The sequence below is a fragment of the Sulfurospirillum multivorans DSM 12446 genome, from assembly GCF_000568815.1.
GTDB classification, from domain to species: domain Bacteria; phylum Campylobacterota; class Campylobacteria; order Campylobacterales; family Sulfurospirillaceae; genus Sulfurospirillum; species Sulfurospirillum multivorans.
Genome location: NZ_CP007201.1, coordinates 2,043,404 through 2,061,433, shown reverse-complemented (window position 1 = coordinate 2,061,433; position 18,030 = coordinate 2,043,404). Strand labels below are relative to the sequence as shown.

15 protein-coding genes and 1 pseudogene are annotated in these 18,030 nt (G+C 41.1%); 12 read left to right on the top strand and 4 right to left on the bottom strand.

What is annotated here, in order from left to right; genetic code table 11:
• Nucleotides 1–38 precede the first annotated feature (38 nt).
• The 10 genes and pseudogenes from SMUL_RS10700 (at nt 39) to SMUL_RS10660 (ending at nt 11,202) form a co-directional block, all read left to right on the top strand.
• Nucleotides 39–686, top strand: a complete 648-nt coding sequence (locus tag SMUL_RS10700; RefSeq protein ID WP_025345250.1) for a carbonic anhydrase — start codon at nt 39–41, stop codon at nt 684–686.
• Complete coding sequence (locus SMUL_RS10695; protein ID WP_025345249.1) at nt 686–1,618, top strand: endonuclease/exonuclease/phosphatase family protein; 933 nt, start codon at nt 686–688, stop codon at nt 1,616–1,618. The genes SMUL_RS10700 and SMUL_RS10695 overlap by 1 nt, the downstream gene beginning before the upstream one ends.
• A 73-nt stretch (nt 1,619–1,691) precedes the next feature.
• Nucleotides 1,692–1,895: a hypothetical protein gene (locus tag SMUL_RS10690; protein WP_025345248.1), complete on the top strand. Its 204-nt coding sequence runs from the start codon at nt 1,692–1,694 to the stop codon at nt 1,893–1,895.
• 89 nt (nt 1,896–1,984) lie between these two features.
• A complete protein-coding gene (glyS, locus tag SMUL_RS10685; RefSeq protein ID WP_025345247.1) occupies nt 1,985–4,036 on the top strand; it encodes a glycine--tRNA ligase subunit beta in 2,052 nt (683 codons plus the stop codon).
• Nucleotides 4,037–4,107: 71 nt separating this feature from the next.
• On the top strand, nt 4,108–5,781 hold the full coding sequence (locus SMUL_RS16710) for a bifunctional diguanylate cyclase/phosphohydrolase (RefSeq protein ID WP_025345246.1): 1,674 nt from the start codon (nt 4,108–4,110) through the stop codon (nt 5,779–5,781).
• A gap of 44 nt (nt 5,782–5,825) precedes the next feature.
• The gene (locus tag SMUL_RS10675) at nt 5,826–7,571 is read left to right on the top strand and encodes a molybdopterin-dependent oxidoreductase (protein ID WP_025345245.1); all 1,746 of its coding nucleotides are present in this window, start codon (nt 5,826–5,828) and stop codon (nt 7,569–7,571) included.
• Entirely contained in the window at nt 7,568–8,293 is a 726-nt protein-coding gene (locus SMUL_RS10670) for a hypothetical protein (protein WP_025345244.1), read from the top strand. Before SMUL_RS10675 ends, SMUL_RS10670 begins: the two co-directional genes overlap by 4 nt.
• Nucleotides 8,294–8,298: 5 nt before the next feature.
• Nucleotides 8,299–8,451 carry a hypothetical protein gene (locus SMUL_RS17200; protein WP_158506028.1) on the top strand — a complete coding sequence of 51 codons (153 nt, stop codon included), beginning with the start codon at nt 8,299–8,301 and terminating at the stop codon, nt 8,449–8,451.
• 859 nt (nt 8,452–9,310) lie between these two features.
• Nucleotides 9,311–9,952 (top strand): annotated as a pseudogene (locus tag SMUL_RS17825) (McrB family protein); the annotation flags it as partial.
• Nucleotides 9,949–11,202: an McrC family protein gene (locus SMUL_RS10660; protein WP_025345242.1), complete on the top strand. Its 1,254-nt coding sequence runs from the start codon at nt 9,949–9,951 to the stop codon at nt 11,200–11,202. The pseudogene SMUL_RS17825 and the gene SMUL_RS10660, both read left to right, overlap by 4 nt.
• Before the next feature lie 36 nt (nt 11,203–11,238).
• Here the strand turns inward: SMUL_RS10660 and SMUL_RS10655 are convergent, their stop codons facing one another.
• Nucleotides 11,239–11,577 carry a P-II family nitrogen regulator gene (locus tag SMUL_RS10655; protein ID WP_025345241.1) on the bottom strand — a complete coding sequence of 113 codons (339 nt, stop codon included), beginning with the start codon at nt 11,575–11,577 and terminating at the stop codon, nt 11,239–11,241.
• A 12-nt stretch (nt 11,578–11,589) separates the two neighbouring features.
• Nucleotides 11,590–12,906, bottom strand: coding sequence for an ammonium transporter (locus SMUL_RS10650; protein ID WP_025345240.1), 1,317 nt, complete (start codon nt 12,904–12,906; stop codon nt 11,590–11,592).
• A gap of 170 nt (nt 12,907–13,076) precedes the next feature.
• Here SMUL_RS10650 and SMUL_RS10645 point away from each other — a divergent pair, with 170 nt between their 5' ends.
• Nucleotides 13,077–15,014, top strand: coding sequence for a sulfatase-like hydrolase/transferase (locus SMUL_RS10645; RefSeq protein ID WP_025345239.1), 1,938 nt, complete (start codon nt 13,077–13,079; stop codon nt 15,012–15,014).
• 26 nt (nt 15,015–15,040) lie between these two features.
• Here SMUL_RS10645 and SMUL_RS10640 read toward each other — a convergent pair whose 3' ends face one another.
• Together SMUL_RS10640 and SMUL_RS10635 are read right to left on the bottom strand one after the other, a co-directional pair.
• The gene (locus SMUL_RS10640; protein ID WP_025345238.1) at nt 15,041–15,916 is read right to left on the bottom strand and encodes an EamA family transporter; all 876 of its coding nucleotides are present in this window, start codon (nt 15,914–15,916) and stop codon (nt 15,041–15,043) included.
• A 12-nt stretch (nt 15,917–15,928) separates the two neighbouring features.
• Nucleotides 15,929–16,549 (bottom strand): LysE family translocator, encoded by a 621-nt coding sequence (locus tag SMUL_RS10635; protein ID WP_025345237.1) that lies wholly within the window; start codon nt 16,547–16,549, stop codon nt 15,929–15,931.
• 200 nt (nt 16,550–16,749) lie between these two features.
• Here SMUL_RS10635 and SMUL_RS17700 point away from each other — a divergent pair, with 200 nt between their 5' ends.
• A complete protein-coding gene (locus SMUL_RS17700; RefSeq protein WP_025345236.1) occupies nt 16,750–17,931 on the top strand; it encodes a methyl-accepting chemotaxis protein in 1,182 nt (393 codons plus the stop codon).
• Nucleotides 17,932–18,030: the final 99 nt, after the last annotated feature.

Sequence of the window (18,030 nt, the reverse complement as noted above, 5' to 3'; positions counted from 1 at the left end):
TATAATTAGCCATCTAAAACTTTGGAGCGTGCTTAATGATGAAAATAGCGGAGTTAATTAGTGGGTATGAAAAGTTTAAAGATACCAAGTTTAAAAAATACGAAAACAAATTTTTGGACCTTGTTAAAAATGGGCAACATCCAAAAGTTTTATTTATCGCATGCAGTGACTCGCGTGTCGATCCTGCCTTGATCACCAACTCAGCTCCAGGAGAGCTTTTTGTCCTACGTAACATTGGCAATTTTGTTCCTCCCTTTGCTCCCGATAATGATTACCACGCGACGGCGGCGGGCATTGAGTATGCGGTTTCTGTTTTAGAAGTCACGGACATTATTATCTGCGGACATTCACATTGTGGGGCGATTGAGACGATGTACACCAAGATCACCGATATTAATTTAGTCCATGTCAAAAAGTGGCTAGAACTAGGGATGGATGCTAAAAACTACGTGACACAAAAGCTTATCAGCCAAGATGTGACACAATCGGAGAGGCTAGAGCTTACGGAGAAAATTTCACTTCTGTTTCAATCCAAAAATCTCTTAACGTATCCCGATGTCGAGCGTCGTGTTAATGAAGGTGAGCTTTTTATTCGTTCGTGGTATTATCATTTAGAGACGGGTGAACTGGAGTATTTTAACACCGAATCGGGTGAATTTGAGCCCATGATCGGTAGTGAAAATTGATGCGTTGGAGTCTGCTTTTTATTCCGTTTTTACTTTCAGCACTCGACTTTAAAGTCGCAACGTACAATGTCGAAAATCTCTTTGATGCAACCAAAAATGGTAGCGAATACAAAGAATATCAGCCCTATAACAAGCATGGTTGGACTGAGGCGATGTTGCAGATAAAAATAAACAATCTCGCCCGCGTTATAGGCGATATCAATGCTGATATCATCGTTTTAGCCGAAGTCGAAAACAGAGCCGTTCTTCAAAAACTCAACGCCGCGCTTGGAGAAAAAGCCTATCCTTACCTCTTTTACCCTACCAAAAAAGAGCGTGTTTCCATTGAGACAGCGCTTCTTTCACGTTTTCCTATCGAAAAAAGCTCTACAATTTCTCTGCCCAATCAAGCCAGAGGCATTCACCGTGTTAGCGTAACGGTGGATATTAAACCACTGGATCTTTACATCAACCATTGGCCTGCGTACATCGAAAAAGAGGATGAGCGGTTAGTCTATGCTAAAACACTGCATACGATTTTGGAAAAAGCGAGCAGGCGTGAATATATTTTATTAGGCGATTTTAACTCCCCGTACCAAGAGCAAAAAGGGCACTGGGGTATGGGACTGGTCACTTTTTTGCAAGCAGGCGATCAAAAGGCTCTTTTGTATAACCTGTGGTATGAACTGCCGCAAAACAGGCGTTATTCTCACAGTTATGGGAAGCAAAAAAATGCGTTAGATCATATTATTATTCCCAAATCGCTGATGGATCGTAAAGGCATTGAGTACACGCCTTCATCGTTTGGTGTCTTTATCCGCCCTTACATGCTGGATGAAAATGGCAACCCCAATCGATGGCAAATCAGTAACAAAGGACGTGGCGAACACCAAGGTTTTGGCTTCTCAGATCACTTCCCAATAACTGCAACTTTCCATACGCTAAAGGATTAAGTCACAAAAATAACACCTTTTTAAGCCCTTTATTTTTATAGTTATCCATTATATTTATCATAAAGGATTTAAAATGATGTGTGCTGAAAAACTTCAACGTTTACTGATGGCAGTTGTCTTGTTTATTGCATGCTGTTTGATGAGTGTTGGCTCAATTTACGGTACGATTTTGCTAGGATTTGTCATTGCAATGACAGTTGTCTGGGCGATTACCGATTTTTGTCCTTCCATTTGGCTCTTTTCAAAGCTGGTAGGTCACTGCAAACGTAGCCACTAAGCGCACTCAATCCCTTTACATGTAAAAGGACGATTTAACCTCTCTTTGGTTAAAATGAGATCAAATTATTTACATGTAAAGGTCGATCAATGATCAAACCCCTTTTGATAGAAATAGGCGTTGAAGAGCTCCCCGCAATCCCTTTTTTGAAAGAACTTCCCCATATTGAAACCCTCTGGCTTGATATTTTAGAGAAAAATGCTCTAGCATGCGCGTTTAACTTTTACTACACGCCACGTCGTTTAGTGCTCTGGCATGAAGCGTTTCCAACGCAGCAAAATGAGCGTGAAGAGGAGTTTTTTGGAGCACCGCTTTCTGTTGCACTTAAAGAGGGCGTTCCAACGCCTGCTGCACTTGGTTTTGCTAAAAAATGCGGTGTTGATTTTAGTGAAATTTCCCGCGCGATGAAAGAGGGCAAAGAGGTTCTTTACTATAAAAAAACCATTGCAGGGCAGAGTTCAAAAAACCTTCTTCAAGCGATGGTCGAGCAATTTATCAAAGGGCTTAACTTTGGAAAGTCCATGCGTTGGGGCTTTTTAGAAGAGCATTTCATTCGTCCCATTCGTTGGATTGGCTGTATGATGGGGGATGAACATGTGCCTTTCTCTCTTTTTGGCGTAGAATCCACCCCTTTTTCGTATCCACATCGCACCATTTCGTATGAACCATTTGCGTATATGTTTGCAGGGGATTATTTTGAGCGTTTGGCGGAGCGTGGCGTTGTGCTTTATCCGACTAAACGTGAAGAGATTATTTTAAATGATTTTAAAGCGATTGAGGCAAAAGAGGGCGTGCATATCGAAATCGATGAAGATCTTTTAGCCGAAGTTGTGGCGATTACGGAGCATCCAAAAGCGCTGATCGGCAGTTTTGAAGAGCGATTTTTACGTTTGCCACCCGAAGTCATCATCACTTCAATGAAAGAGAATCAACGCTATTTTCCTGTCTTTAAAGAGGGCAAGCTCACCAGCCGTTTTATCGTTGTTTCCAATGCAATCAGCGATGATTATGATCTGATCGTTCGAGGCAATGAAAAAGTACTTCGCGCCAGACTTTCTGACGCACTTTTCTTCTTAGATAACGACCTTAAAAATGGACTTCATTACGAAGGGCTCAAAGACATCACCTATCTGGATGGGTTAGGCTCACTTCTGGATAAAGAGCTTCGCGAAAAAGCGATTGCAACGTACTTAACGAACAAATACCAAAGCACACTTCTGTCTCAAAACACGCGCTTGACCTTTGAACGTTTACAAGCGCTGATGGATAAATCGGTGATGTACAGCAAAAGCGATCTTTTAAGCGAGATGGTCTATGAGTTTACTGAACTTCAGGGTTTGATGGGCTACTACTATGCGACGGCAATGGGTGAAGATGAACTTTTTGCCCTCGCACTCAAAGAGCAGTATCTGCCAAATTCGGAAGAGAGTGTGCTTCCAAGTACGCTTTTTAGCGCGATTGTAGCGCTTTCGTATAAACTGGATTCTTTGATCGCACTTTTTAGCATCGACAAAATTCCAACGGGCAATAAAGACCCGTACGCATTGCGCCGTGCGGTCAATGGCATTGTTAAAATTGTATTGAATCAAGGCATCGCGTTTGACATTAAAAACGATCTTTTTGCGCTGAGTCAATCGTACAAAAGCTTTGATTTTAACGTGCTTGAGACCTTCTTCTTAGAGCGTATGTATCAATTCTTTGATGTCAATCCTTCGATTATCACTGCGGTTATTAGCAGTGGCGAGCGTGAGATTGTGAAGATGTCTCAAAAGATAAAAGCACTCTCATCCATCGTTCAAGATGATGGTTTTAAAGAGATGTTCTCAACCTTCAAACGCGTTGCCAACATCATTAAAAATATGGATGTAAAAGAGCAAGCGCTTGTAGATGAAACACTTTTTGATTCCACCTACGAAAAAGAGCTTTATGCTGCTTTTACCGCGGTTGTCTCTAAAAACTATGCCTCTTTTGAAGAGAATTTGGATGCACTTTTCGCGCTCAAACCTCAAATCGACGCCTTCTTTAACAATGTCATGGTCAACACGGAAGATGTAAATGTCCGAGCCAATCGTCACAATCTGATTGCTTCGATTTACAATGCGTTCAAAGCCATTGCTGATATTAAAGAAATTAGCATTTAACCCATGTTTGGAGTCTAAATCCAAAGGGACTTAGACTCTTTTACTCCTTCACAACGCGAAAAAAGAGAAAAATGTCAGTCAGTAAACGCATCAAATACTTTAAACAGCTCGCCATTTTACTCACCATCTTTTGGACACTGCTGACAACCTGTTTTGTGATCTATCAATTTTACAACGAAGAAAAACACATTGAAGAGAGTTCATTAGAGAAAATCAAAGGATTTGCAGAACAGTCGGTTGCCTTTATTTATTGGGCGTATGAGCAAAAAGCAAACGCGTTGAGTGATGAGCAAAAGTACACCATTCGCAGTAACTTTTCCCTCAAAGAGCTTCTTGCCGTTCTTGCAAAACACAGCGATATGGAACTTGATATTTCCTCTTCCGCAAAAACACTTAACCTTTCACCCTCAGCTTTAGATACTGTGCTTAAAGTCAAAGAGCATAAAGAAGATGGCTATATCGTTTTTGAAAAAGCAGGGGAGAAACACCTCTTTTATGTCAAACCGATGTTAGCGAACAGTGCGTGCATCTCGTGTCATGTTCACCATGAATACACGGTGGGATCGTTGATGGGCTATACGACGCTTCAGATGAAAGTGCCGACGTTTAAAGAAGCCAATCCTCAAACCTTTTATTTTCTCGTTGTGACGTACCTTGGAACATGGCTTTTAGGACTTTTTGCCATTTGGTGGATTCATGCGCGTGGTCGTGACTATCTCAATGAAAAAACTAAGATGTATGAAGAGAGTATGTATGCACTCGTCGACATGATGGAAAAGCGCGACAGCTACACCGCAGGTCACAGTCAACGCGTCGCCGAATACGCCAAAATGATTGTCCTTGCCATGGACTATAGCAGTGATGAGGCGGATTTTATCTATAAAGCAGGGATGTTGCATGACATCGGAAAAATTGAAATTCCCGATGCCATTTTGCTTAAACCCGATAAACTCACAGACATTGAGTACTCCCTGATCAAACGCCACGTGACGGCAAGTTATGAGTTACTCTCACGTGAACCTTTTACGCTTCTTGCCGAAGTGGTGTTGTCGCACCATGAACGCTACGATGGCGGTGGTTATCCGCATGGGCTAAAAGCGGAGCAGATCCCCTTTTTCTCACAAATCATTGCCGTAGCAGACGCGTTTGATGCGATGACAACGAATCGAGCGTATCGTAAAAGTTTAAGCCGTGAGGCGGCTTTGGCTGTGTTAAATGAGGAGAGAGGAAAACAGTTTCATCCACTCATTGTCGATATTGCTCAGGAGATTTTTATGAAGGCAACTCTTCCTGAAAACACAACCCAAATGCCAAAAGATCTTCTCGAAGAGATGCGGTTTTCGTACTCTTTTCGCGATCAACTGACCGGCTTTTACAATGTCAATTACCTCAAATTTATCTTCAACCATGCCCAAGATTATCAGCTAAAAGTCTTTCAAATGGATCATCTTAACTGCACGGATTTTGCGGTGTATAACAAAAAGCACGGCTGGAAAAAAGGCGATGAATTGCTATGTTTGATCGCAAAAACGATTTCTACGATCTATCCTGACGCGATTATCGTACGTGTTCACAGTGACAATTTTTTGGTTTTACATGTAAATGAAAATGAGCCCATGGATTACACACACCTTGATAGTTTGATGCACGAACATGGTTTGGTGATGCAGTATCAACATGTTGCCTTTGGCATCGATGAAACGTTAACATTAGAAACGTTGGAAGATAAACTACTTCATTTATAGAACGCGGTATAATTGTACATATCAATTACGAAGAGGGGCTTTGAATGCGTTTTACAACCTGTCCATTGGACTGTTTTGATGGGTGCAGCATCGCTGTGAACGAAGAGCTCAAACTCAAAGGCAACAAAAACCATCCCATCACGCAAGGCTACCTCTGCCACCACTTGAATCACTACCATACCTTTGAACGCATTGAAGAGCCACGTTATTTGGGGCAAAGCATTAGCATGGAAGAGGCTTTGAGGATTTTAGAAGAGAAGTTAAGAGCACATGAACCCTCCAAAACGCTCTATTTTAAAGGCAGTGGAAATCTTGGCGTGATGCAAGGTGTCACCAAGCGCTTTTTTGCTGAGCATAAGGCAGTTCTCGCTTCCGGGTCTCTTTGCGATGAAGCAGGAGACGCTGGGGTAAATGAGAGCAGAGGGGCAAATTTGTGCTTGTCACCTTTACATGTAAAAGAAGCTGAAGTTGTCATTTTATGGGGTCGAAACCCTACGGTGACCAACTCACACATGCTTCCTGCCCTCAAAGGTAAAACTCTAATCGTGATCGATCCCATTAAGATTGATCTTGCTCAAAATGCCGCACTTCACATCCAAATCAAACCCAAGGGAGATCTTTACTTAGCCCTCTTACTCTGTCGTTTGATCGCGATAGAAGATATGGAAGATCAAACGTTTTTAAACGAACGCACGCTTAATCCTAAAGATTTTTTAGAGTACATTAGTGGTATTCCGATGCGAAAACTGCTCGATAAATCTGAGGTTCATTTAGACGATGTGGGTGCGTTATTGCGCTTGATTCAGGGTAAAAAAGTCTCTATTTTGGTTGGCATTGGTGTGCAAAAATACAGCTTTGGTCACAGTGTTTTACGTGCTATCGACGCTTTTGGTGCGATGCTTGGACTGTTTGGAAAAGTGGGCTGTGGCGTGAGCTATCTCTCCAACAGCGGTTTTGGCTTTAACGCTCCTTTTAAAGTAAGCGCTAAAACAGAGCCTCTGCCCATTGCTAATTTTGGTAAGTACGATCTCATCTTCATTCAAGGAGGCAATCCTCTGAGTCAAATGCCCTGTACTTCAAAAGTGAAAGAAGGGCTGGATAAAGCCAAATGCATTGTTTACTTTGGTTTGCATGAAAATGAGACATCAGCAAAAGCGCATCTCATCATCCCTGCCAAAAGCTTTTTAGAAAAAGAGGATTTGAAACTGAGTTACGGGCATCACTTTATTGGACGAATGCCAAAGCTGGTTGAAAGTGCGCTGGGCATCAGTGAGTACGGGTTGGCTCAGGCAATGCTTAAAGCGTTTGGGCATGAAGCATTGCAGAGTGAGGAGAGCATTATTGAGGGTGTTATTGCTTCTAATAGCACCCTCAAAGAGGGTTTTTTGATCTCGAAAACCTACGAAGATCTGCCCTATGAAAAAACCTTTTACACACCAAGTGGAAAGTTTGAATTTTTAGATGAGTATGAGGATGAACCGCTGGAAGAGGAGGGCTTTTTTCTGATTGCTGCGAAACAAAATAAGTCGCTCAATTCACAGTTTGTTACCGATGACTACCTTTATGTTCCACGCTCTTTAGGCTTCGTGCAAGAAGATCGCGTCAGACTGACCAATCGTTATGGAAGCTGTGAATACTCCGTGATGCCGAGCGATACACTGCGCAATGACTGTCTGTTACTGTATAGCGGTGCTAAAAATGCGAACCAACTCACCCCGCACGCGATGAGTCAAAAGGGACAGTGTGCCATTTATCAAGAGATGAAAGTGAAATTGGAAAAAGTCACATGAACGATACGGAAATTTTACTCGATGATGCCCTTTTGCTCGTGGAGCAAAACTTCTACTTTTTACACATGGGCGAGTTTTTAGGCAAGCTTACCAAAACGGAAGACCTGAGTGATCGCAGTCTGTTTGTGGTGAAAAAGTACGAAGATGACAAAGCGTACTACTTCAATGCCGAGATCATTCAAGAGTTGTTGATCAATGCGCGCCAAACCAAAAAAGAGGACATTTCGCTCTTTGAGTATTTTGTTGAGTTTAACGCTTTTCGCGGCATCTGCATGGCGATGGTGGAGAGCCTTCGTTTCGAGAGTCCGTTTAAAATCTTTATGCAAAAACTCTTTGGCGAACAGTACGAAAACTTTTTTGATATTGTCTCGTTTGTGCGCAATGTCCTTTCGCATAACATTCACTCCGAGATTCGTCTCAATGAAAAAGATTTTGATGGCACACTCAAACGCATTCGCCGCATGGGGCGAAAAGCTGACATGAGCTTTGCGTTTCAATACTCCCTCAATCTCCCAGAACTAGGCGCTCCCAACGATGCGTATGTCTTTACATGTAAGATTGATTTTGAAAGCCTTAAAGAAGGAATGCCTTTTTTAGAGATACTTACGATGTGGGATCTTTTGATGCTAAGCGAGCTCTGTTTTAACTTGGTGATGACGTACCGTATGAAAGAAGAGCAAAGAGTAATAGAGCAGGATAATGTATTGGAAAATGAGGAGTAGAGGCGATGAGTGAATTTAAACAAAATGAAAATTTTGCATCAATACATAAATCACAAATTATCGTTTTAACACACAATCCCAAGGGAAAATGGGGTGATGTTCGAGATACAATAGAACAAGGATTGTATAAAGGTTGGGGGGAAAGCGATCAATGTTGAAATTGACCAATTAGCTTTAATCTACATTTCAAAAAGTGTACGAGAAATTCAATATATCATGCAAGTTGTAAATGTTTATGAAGACTCGATTGATTTAAAATTAGTCAAAAAATTAGATGAAGAAACAAGAAAACGATTGACTTATGTTAAATTGGTCGAAAATGGACTAAAACCATCAACCATCAACTATATTCTTAATAATAATGAAAAGCTCTATAACTATGTCATAAAAGTCATTTACGGTGAATTAGGAGAGAATATGAAAAAACTACAATCTCTAAATCAAATTCTTTATGGCCCTCCAGGCACAGGCAAAACGTACCATACTATTACTAAAGCGATTGAGATTATCGATAATGATTTTTTTGAAAGGCACAGAGAAGAAACACCTGAAAATAGAAAATCTTTAAAAGCAAAGTTTGAAGTTTACAAACAAGCAGGACAGATTGAATTTGTCACCTTTCATCAAAGCTATGGCTATGAGGAGTTTGTGGAAGGGATAAAAGCCATACCTCCCAAAGAAAAAGGGAATGAAAATGGTCTTGAAATGATTTATAAAGTTGTCAGTGGTATTTTTAAAAATCTTTGTGAAAAGACAAACGATAAAAGTTTTTCTTTTAAAGAAAAAATCGAAAAACATCGTGAATTATTACAGAATGAAGAGATAATTTTAAAAACTATTACGGGCGTTCCTTTTAAGTTATCGAAAAGTGATTCTGGCATAACTACACAGACAAATCATTCTTTTAGTATCAATAAATTGATAGAAATAAATGATGGAAAATTATCAAGCAAACCTGATGGCACTTATGGAAAATTTATAGTTGAAGATATCCATAAAAGATTTCCAAACAATGAATTAAAAAACTACATCCTCATCATCGACGAAATCAACCGTGGCAATATCTCTAAAATCTTTGGAGAACTTATCACGCTTATCGAGCCAAGTAAGCGTATAGGAGCGGAGGAATCTTTACATGTTAGACTTCCGTATTCTAATGAAAGTTTTGGCGTTCCTTCAAATCTCTACATCATCGGCACGATGAATACCGCCGATAGAAGCATTGCTTTGATGGATACTGCGCTGAGACGAAGGTTTGATTTTACAGAAATGATGCCTCGTACTGAGTTACTAGATTTTAGTATTGAGGGCATACATGTAAAGAGTATGCTTGAGGCGATTAACAAACGCATTGAGTATCTTTACGACCGTGACCACACCATCGGACATGCGTATTTTATGGAGTTGAAAGAGCCAGATAAACAAACGCTTGAGACAGTATCATATATCTTTAGAAATAAAATCATTCCACTATTGCAAGAGTATTTTTATGATGATTGGGAAAAAATAGTGATGGTATTGGGCGATGGATTTATTGAAAAAAGTGAAATAAAATCTGATATTTTTGATGAAAAGTTTAGAAATACAGAGTATATTGAAGAGGAAAAATCAAAATATACCATCAAAGACAGTTTTGATTTTAGCACGTTTTACGCATGATTTTAAAAGAGTATGAGTCACTTCAGTACAAAGATAAAGCAAAACCTCATTTTATCAAAGAAGAGACATTTTTAGCCATTGAAAAGTTTGTTTTAGACAATGAAGAAACAGCGCAGTACCTCAAAATAACCACCAAAAAAGGGTTTGGGAAAGTGCTTCAAGCTCAAAATTATGTCGGTGTTATTCAAACAAAAGATGGAACGACCATAGAAATATTGCCCAAAATTCAAAATATAAGCGAAGAAAAATCAAAAGACATTTTGATAAAAATGCTTAAAACTCTGAAAAAATCTCCTTTTAAAAACTGCAATATGGCACATCTTAAAAGCGCAAAAATGCCCTTATTAGAGATATTTATTACGATGTTTTTGGAAGAGTTAGCAGCTCTTGTTCGTAAAGGTATCAAAAGCGACTATATTACCAAAGAAGAAAATCTTAAATTCCTAAAAGGCAAACTCAAGATAGGCGAGCAAATCAAACAAAACACCATCCATAAAGAACGATTTTTTGTGGAGTTCCAAGAATTTTTGAGTGATAGAGCCGAAAACAGGCTGATTAAAACCACCCTTCAATACCTTTATAAAAAATCCAAACTCAACGCCAATCAACAACGCATACGAGAGTTTTTATTTGTTTTCGATGAAATTTCTGTGTGCAAAGATATAAAAAATGACTTCTTACATGTAAAGCCAAATCGTCAGATGAAAGACTATGAACACGTACTTTTATGGTGTAAAACTTTTTTACTAGAAAACTCATTTAGCCCTTATAAAGGTAACGATATTGCTTTTGCACTTTTGTTTGATATGAACCTGCTTTTTGAGAGCTATGTGGGAGATTATCTCAAGAAAAAAGGTTTACATGTAAAGCTGCAAGATGCAAAACACCATTTAGCGTATGAAAATGAAAGCGGTCGATTTAGGCTTAAACCAGATATACTCATTTACGATGAAGAAGAACTTTTAATCGCCGATACCAAATGGAAAATACTCTCAAAAGAAAAGACAAATGAAGGCATATCTCAACCTGATATGTACCAGCTTTATGCGTATGGTACAAAGTATGAAGCATGTCAAGAAATGTATCTTATCTATCCAAAAGATAATGACATTAATACTAGAAGATTCGTCTTTAATAAAGAGAAGGAGGGTTCTTTAGTGTTAAATACTCTCTTTTTTGATGTAGAAAAGAAATGTTTTGTGAAGAATGATAAAGAATATAGACTTTTAGAGTTAATCGAAAAAGTATAAGGAAAAAAGGTGGGGAAAAATCCCCACCTAGAAGAATTAAACCGCTTCGTTATCAAGCTCACCGGTTCGGATGCGAACACTTTTTTCAACGTTGGAAACAAAGATCTTTCCATCACCGATTTTGCCCGTGCGTGCACTTTTCACGATAACGTCAATGACTTTGTCAACGAGTTCGTCAACAACAACCACTTCGATTTTAATTTTTGGTAAGAAATCAACGACATACTCAGCGCCTCTGTAAAGCTCTGAGTGTCCTTGTTGTCTTCCGTAACCTTTGACTTCGCTTACTGTCATACCTGTGATGTCAAGCTCTGCAAGAGCGTCTTTAACGTCTTCAAGTTTGAATGGTTTGATAATTGATTCGATTTTTTTCATTTTAGATCCTTATTATCTTAAGTTGAAGGCTTTTTCGCCGTGCTCTACTTCATCCAAACCTTGAGACTCTGCATCCGCACTTACTCTTGCACCACCGGTTAAGATAGAAGCAATTTTAAAGACAATCGCTGTAGCGATCGCTGTATAGACAATCGTTACGATGATACCTTCGATTTGAATCATGACTTGATCCGCGTTACCATAGAGTAAACCCGTTCCTAGCTCATTGACTTCTGGGTTTGCAAAAATACCCGTAGCAAGTGCGCCCCAGATACCAGCAACACCATGAATTCCAAATGCGTCAAGTGAGTCATCGTATTTAAGTGCTTTTTTCAAGCCATTTACGCCATAGAATGCAACGATACCAGCAACCGCACCAATAATCAATGAAGCACCTGTATCAACAAAACCTGCCGCTGGAGTGATCGCAACAAGACCTGCAACGATACCAGAAGCGATACCTAAAAGGGTGAATTTTTTATACGTAATGTACTCGATTGTCATCCAAGAAAGCGCTGCAATTGCCGCTGCTGTGTTGGTTACAAGGAATGCACTCGCAGCAATACCATCCGCACCCAATTCGCTACCTGCGTTGAATCCGAACCAGCCGAACCATAACATACTAGCACCTAGTACTGTAAGTGTTACAGATGAAGGGAACATCGCTTTACCGTAATCGGCACGTTTACCTAACATAAGTGCGATAACAAGACCAGCAACACCTGCGTTGATGTGAACAACGGTACCACCAGCGAAGTCAAGAACGCCAAGTTTTGAAAGGAATCCGCCACCCCATACCCAGTGAGCCACAGGAGCATAAACCGCTAAGATCCAAAGTGCTGCAAAGATAAGCCATGTTGAAAATTTCAATCTCTCAATCACTGCACCACTTGCAAGCGATACGGTGATACCCGCAAAGGTCATTTGGAACGCTACGAAAAGAAGCACAGGAATGTTACCCGTTGCCCAAAGGTCAGTCACCTTGATGCCACTTAAGAAGAGGCTGTCAAAACCGATGATGCCACCAATATCGGTACCAAACGCTAACGTGTAGCCAGCAATTACCCATACAATGGATGCAACAATGTATCCCATAACACTCATCGCAATAGTATTGAGTAAATTTTTAGAGCGAGACATACCGCCATAAAAAAGTGCCAAACCCGCTGGGGTCATAAACATAACAAGCGCAGTTGCTGTTAAAACCCATGCCGTGTTTCCTACGTCAAGTGTTGGAGCCGCTTCTGCGACCTCGGCAGCCGCTTCTTCAGCAGCCCACAATGTTGATAACGGCAACAAAGTTGCGAGAGAGAGTAGTTTACTTCTCATGAATTCCTCCTAATAATGTTGAACTGATGAAATTGTATCACTTCACGGATTTTAATCTACGCATACCACTGATTAAATTTTAATCAGTTTGAAAAAAGAGACCCTTTTTCTTCAAACTTTTAACAACAAGCTATAATACTATCCTAAAATAAAAGAGGACATGAATATCAATGAATTACATGCTATGGCTATCTGCAGGACTTTTTCTCGTTGCCTTGTTTACATCTAAAAATCGAACGCGTACACGCAAGAGTGCGCTCATTGGTGCGGGAACCATTTTCATTTATATGTTACTCAGTGCTTTTTACATTATCTCGAACTATTTTACCGGAGAAGGCATTAACGATGCTGTGATCTTTCACCTACGCTACGGGTTAGAAGGTTCAGGGTTTGGTGATTATTATTTAATCATTGGTATCGGCTTTGGACTCTTAATCGCTAGCTTAGCCCTCTCAATTTTCTACTATCGCTTGGTCAAAAATGATGTCTTCGAGCATCATCAGAAGCTAAAATACGCACTTTCTCTAAGCGCATTAGCCCTTTCTATAGTGTTGCATCCTACGGTGCGTTTTTTGGGCGAAAGTGCGCTTAAAGCCATTGGTATTGAAAATCCACTAAGCCTTCAGTATCGTTTTAGCGACTATTACCAAGACCCAGCGTTAACACCTTTAAGCGAAGAGCATCCCAATTTGGTCTATATTTTTGCTGAGAGTTTCGAAGAGACGTATTATGATGAGGCGCTCTTTCCTTCGCTTGTAACGAATTTACGCTCTATCAGGGAGCAAAGCATTGCTTTTACACAGATAAAGCAAGCCCTTGGCACCAGTTGGACGATCGCGGGGATGACGGCGGTGCAGTGTGGTATTCCTTTGGTTACACCCTCAGCAAACGCGCATTCACTGCAGGGAAACTCGATGTCCAAGATGAGTACGTTTTACTCAGGGGCTGTGTGCATGAGCGATATGCTTCATAAAGAGGGCTACAAATTGATCTACCGTAGCGGCTCCCCTTTGGAGTTTGCAGGTGTCGATAAGTTGTACCGTACCCACCACTTTGATGACATCAAAGGCATTAAAGAGCTCAAACCTCTCCTCACCCATTCTAACTATCAAACACCGTGGGGATTGTACGATGATACGCTTTTAGGGATTGCGATGAATGATTTTAAAAAGCTCTCCAAAAGCAGACAAAAATTTGCGATGTTTCTCTCCACGATGGACACGCATCACCCTTATGGGCATGTCTCTAAAAGTTGCAAAACACAAAAGTATCAAGATGGCAGTAACTCGATGCTGAATGCTGTGGCGTGTTCGGATGAGTTGATCGCAAAATTTATCAAGCAAATTGGTGAATCTCCGTACGGCAAAAATACGATTATTGTGGTTGCTTCAGACCATCTTGCGATGCACAATATGGCGATAGAGACACTGATGAAGGGTGAGCGTCGTAATCAATTTATGATTATCGATCCTCGTTTAGACAGTGCTCAAACGGTGGATAAAGTCGGTACAACGCTGGATATTGGAGCAACGCTTCTGCCGTTTTTAGGCTATAAAGCAACACTAGGATTGGGGCGCGATCTTTTAGGCGAGGAAGATTCGCTCGAGGCTTCCTTGGATGCGTTTGATAAAATCTTAAGTGCTTGGTTGAAAGAGTTAAGCCGTTTTTGGGAGTTTCCAAAAATAGAGCAGGAGTTGGTTTTGGACACAACGAAAAATAACCTCAAAATTGGCAAAACGCTCTATAAATTTCCTATTTTATTACGTTTGAGTGACAACTTGGAAGTGAGTCCTTTCTTTGAGGTCAAGCTCAAGTTTTTTGAGACGGCTAAACTCTTTGGTTATCTGTACGATTACCATGCGAATGATGCCTTTTTATGGGTCGATAAATGTTCTCGCCTGAGTGCCTTAGCGTCTGAGAGTAATGTCAGTGCTAAAGGTAAGTATTGTTACGCGCTTGGAAAATTGGGTGCGGATATACGCTTAGAGAATTTAAATGCTCCTAAAAAGATTAGTTTAGAGGTTTTAAACCAAACGCTCACCCTTCCGTATGAAGATGAAAAAGCAGTGAAAAGACGGGAAAATTTGATGAAGATCGAAGAGAAGTAAGCGCTTACTTCTCTTTACATGTAACGCTAGGTGAAACGTTTGAAAAAACGATCGCCGTAGAGGTTGATGATCAGTCCTAGAACGATTAAAAACGCTGCAAAAAGCTTCCAAGTGGGTAGTGCTTCGCCTACTAAAAGAGCCGAAGAGGAAAATCCAACCACAGGTACTAATAGTGTAAAAGGGGCTACGGTTGTTGCAGGGTAGCGACTCAGTAGCCAACTCCAAATACCAAAACCAAAAAACGTAACTGGATACGCAAGATAAGCAATGGCACCGATACTTTTACCCGAGAGGTGCGTAAAGATCTCAAAACTCCACAGATGCGACTCAAAGATATAGGAAAGTGCCAGTAAAAAAGGAAGCGAGATAAGACTTCCCCACACCACGAGGCTGAGCATATCCACCTTGCCAATCTGTTTGGAGACGAGATTGCCAATCGCCCATGAAAGGGCGGCACATTCCACCAAAAAAAGTCCCAAAAGATTGACATCGCCTCCTGCATGAAACCCTACAAAGACAATGCCCGAAAATGCAATGATGGCTCCGAGTGTTTTAGCAATCGTCATCTTCTCTTTAATGAAAATGACCGCTAAAATGGCAGTAAAAAAGACTTGGGTTTGAAGGGCGAGGGAGGCAATGCCTGAACTCACTCCTGCGTACATTCCTGAAAACAGGAAGGCAAAATCAAGAACAAACATGCTCAGTGAATAGAAAAAGAGCATTTTCCACGAGGTATTTGTAGGTCTTTTGAAGAAAAAGATTGCGGGGAATGTCGCAAAAAAGAAGCGTAAAAACGTTAGCAAAAGGGGAGGAATCTCTGTGAGTGCGACTTGAATCACCACAAAATTGACTCCCCAAATGACGACTACACCAAGGGCGAGTAAAATATGTCTAAGAGGCATTAATGCTCACTTTTAACGGTTGCTACTAGCAAGTTTGATGCCAAAGCCAACCAGTGCGACGCCTGCAAGGCGTGTCGCGATGGTGCGCGCCAGAGGAAACGCTTTAAGTTTGCGTGCTAAGCTATTGCCCAAAAGAACCAAAAGGGCTTGGTAAATAAGACTGATAAGGCTTACATGTAAGATCATCGCGATTAAGGTCACGTTGGTTGCATCGGGGCGCAAAAAGAGTGGAAAGAACGCCACAAAAAACAGCATGACTTTAGGGTTGGTGATGCTTACAAAAAACGCCTGTTTAAAATAAACCAAAGCCGATTTTTTAGGCTCAATTTTTCCAGAATCAGGTTCGATTTTCGCACGCACTAATCCAATACCTAACCAGACCAAATACGCCGCACCGAAGTATTGCAACAGCTCAAACAAAAAAGGATTTTGCTGCATTAGGGCGGCAAGTCCCGCAAGGGCTGCGATCATAAAAACAAAATCACCCAAGAGTGTGCCAAAAACGGCGCCCATTCCCGCTCCTACGCCATTGCGCGCCGTGGCATTTAAGATCGCGATGGTTCCAGCTCCAGGGATAAGTTGAAAAAGTACAATCGCCACAATAAAACTGTAATAGTTTTGAATTTCAAACATACAGACTCCTTATTGAAAATTGCGCTCATTATACTACGACTCAAAAAAAAGTGTTGCCTCTTTTTCGTCCTTTTTTTGTCATGTGTTTTTCTTATAATGTCCAAATAAAGCGTGACTTTATCAAGAATGGCATAGAATGCGAGTACTATAAAACAACGAATACGATCTCATCGATACGAATACGGGGCAAGGGGAAGTACATGAGCGTTAATCTACTGTTAATCGGGGCCAATGATGCCACCACGGCGGAGCTTGTCTCTTTGGTGGATGCAACACTTTCGACCACCGCTGTTTATCAAAAAGCTACTTTAAGTAACTATCACAATTATGATGCTGCTAATTATGATCTCATCGTCTGTTTTACGAACCGCTATGACGAAATGGTGAAACAATATGGCAAAGAAAAAGTGGTTGCCGTTGAATTTGTGCCACCGACCGACTTTTTCGTGGGGGTGAGTCGCATCCCAGAGGGCGAAAATGTCATTATTTTTAATAACAGTACTTCGGGGGCAAATGTCCTGTTAAAATTTCTAAAATTTTACAAACTGGGTCACGTCACCTACCAAGTGATCCCATTTGATGAATGCAGTGACACGGAAACCAAAGAGGCTTTAAGCAATGCAAAATACATCATCGGAACCGATGGTTATGTCTCTTCAGGCAAAGCGCTTTACACCAAATACAGCCATCTTTTGCGCCCTGATGTGCACGTGATGCCAAGTCCTCCACGTTCTGCTACGGCGGAGAGTGTGAGTGGTTTGGCGCAAATTGTCACGGCGATTAACAGCGATAAAGCACTCCAAGAGGCGCGCGACATCTCCAAAAAATTGGCGGAGCAGACCAAAGAGATTTCACTCATCACCCAAAGCGCTTCTCAGTCCATCGAAGACACTGCCAATACGATCGTAGTGGTCAACACCAAACTCGCCGCTGAAGTTAAAAATGTTCAAGTGACCAACGGTATGGCAAAAGAGCTCAGTGAGGCGGTTGAGCAGATCGGCAACATCACAACCGCGATTAAATACATTGCCAGTGAAACCAATCTTTTGGCGCTCAATGCCACCATCGAAGCAGCGCGCGCAGGAGATCATGGACGTGGGTTTGCCGTGGTGGCTAGTGAAGTGCGCAAACTCTCCGATCAAAGCAATAAATCAACCGATAACATTCGCATCTCCATCATGGATGTCCAAAAGGTCGTTGATCAAATCGTCCCTGCACTGCAACGCACCGTAGATGAGATCATCAAAACACAAGCCGAAGTGGAGCGTATTAGCCTCGCTGCTCAAGAAGAGAGCCGAGCGATGAGTGAGATCATCAAAAAGCTTCAAGTCATTGTCGATGTCTCCGAAGCGCTTAATGTCGCAGAAAATCACCCCGAATAATCTTTACATGTAAAACGAAAGAAGCCCTCAAAACGCTTCTTTTTGCTGCATTTTTCTCCTCCTTTGAGCCGATCATAATCAAGAGTGTGTTAAACTTTT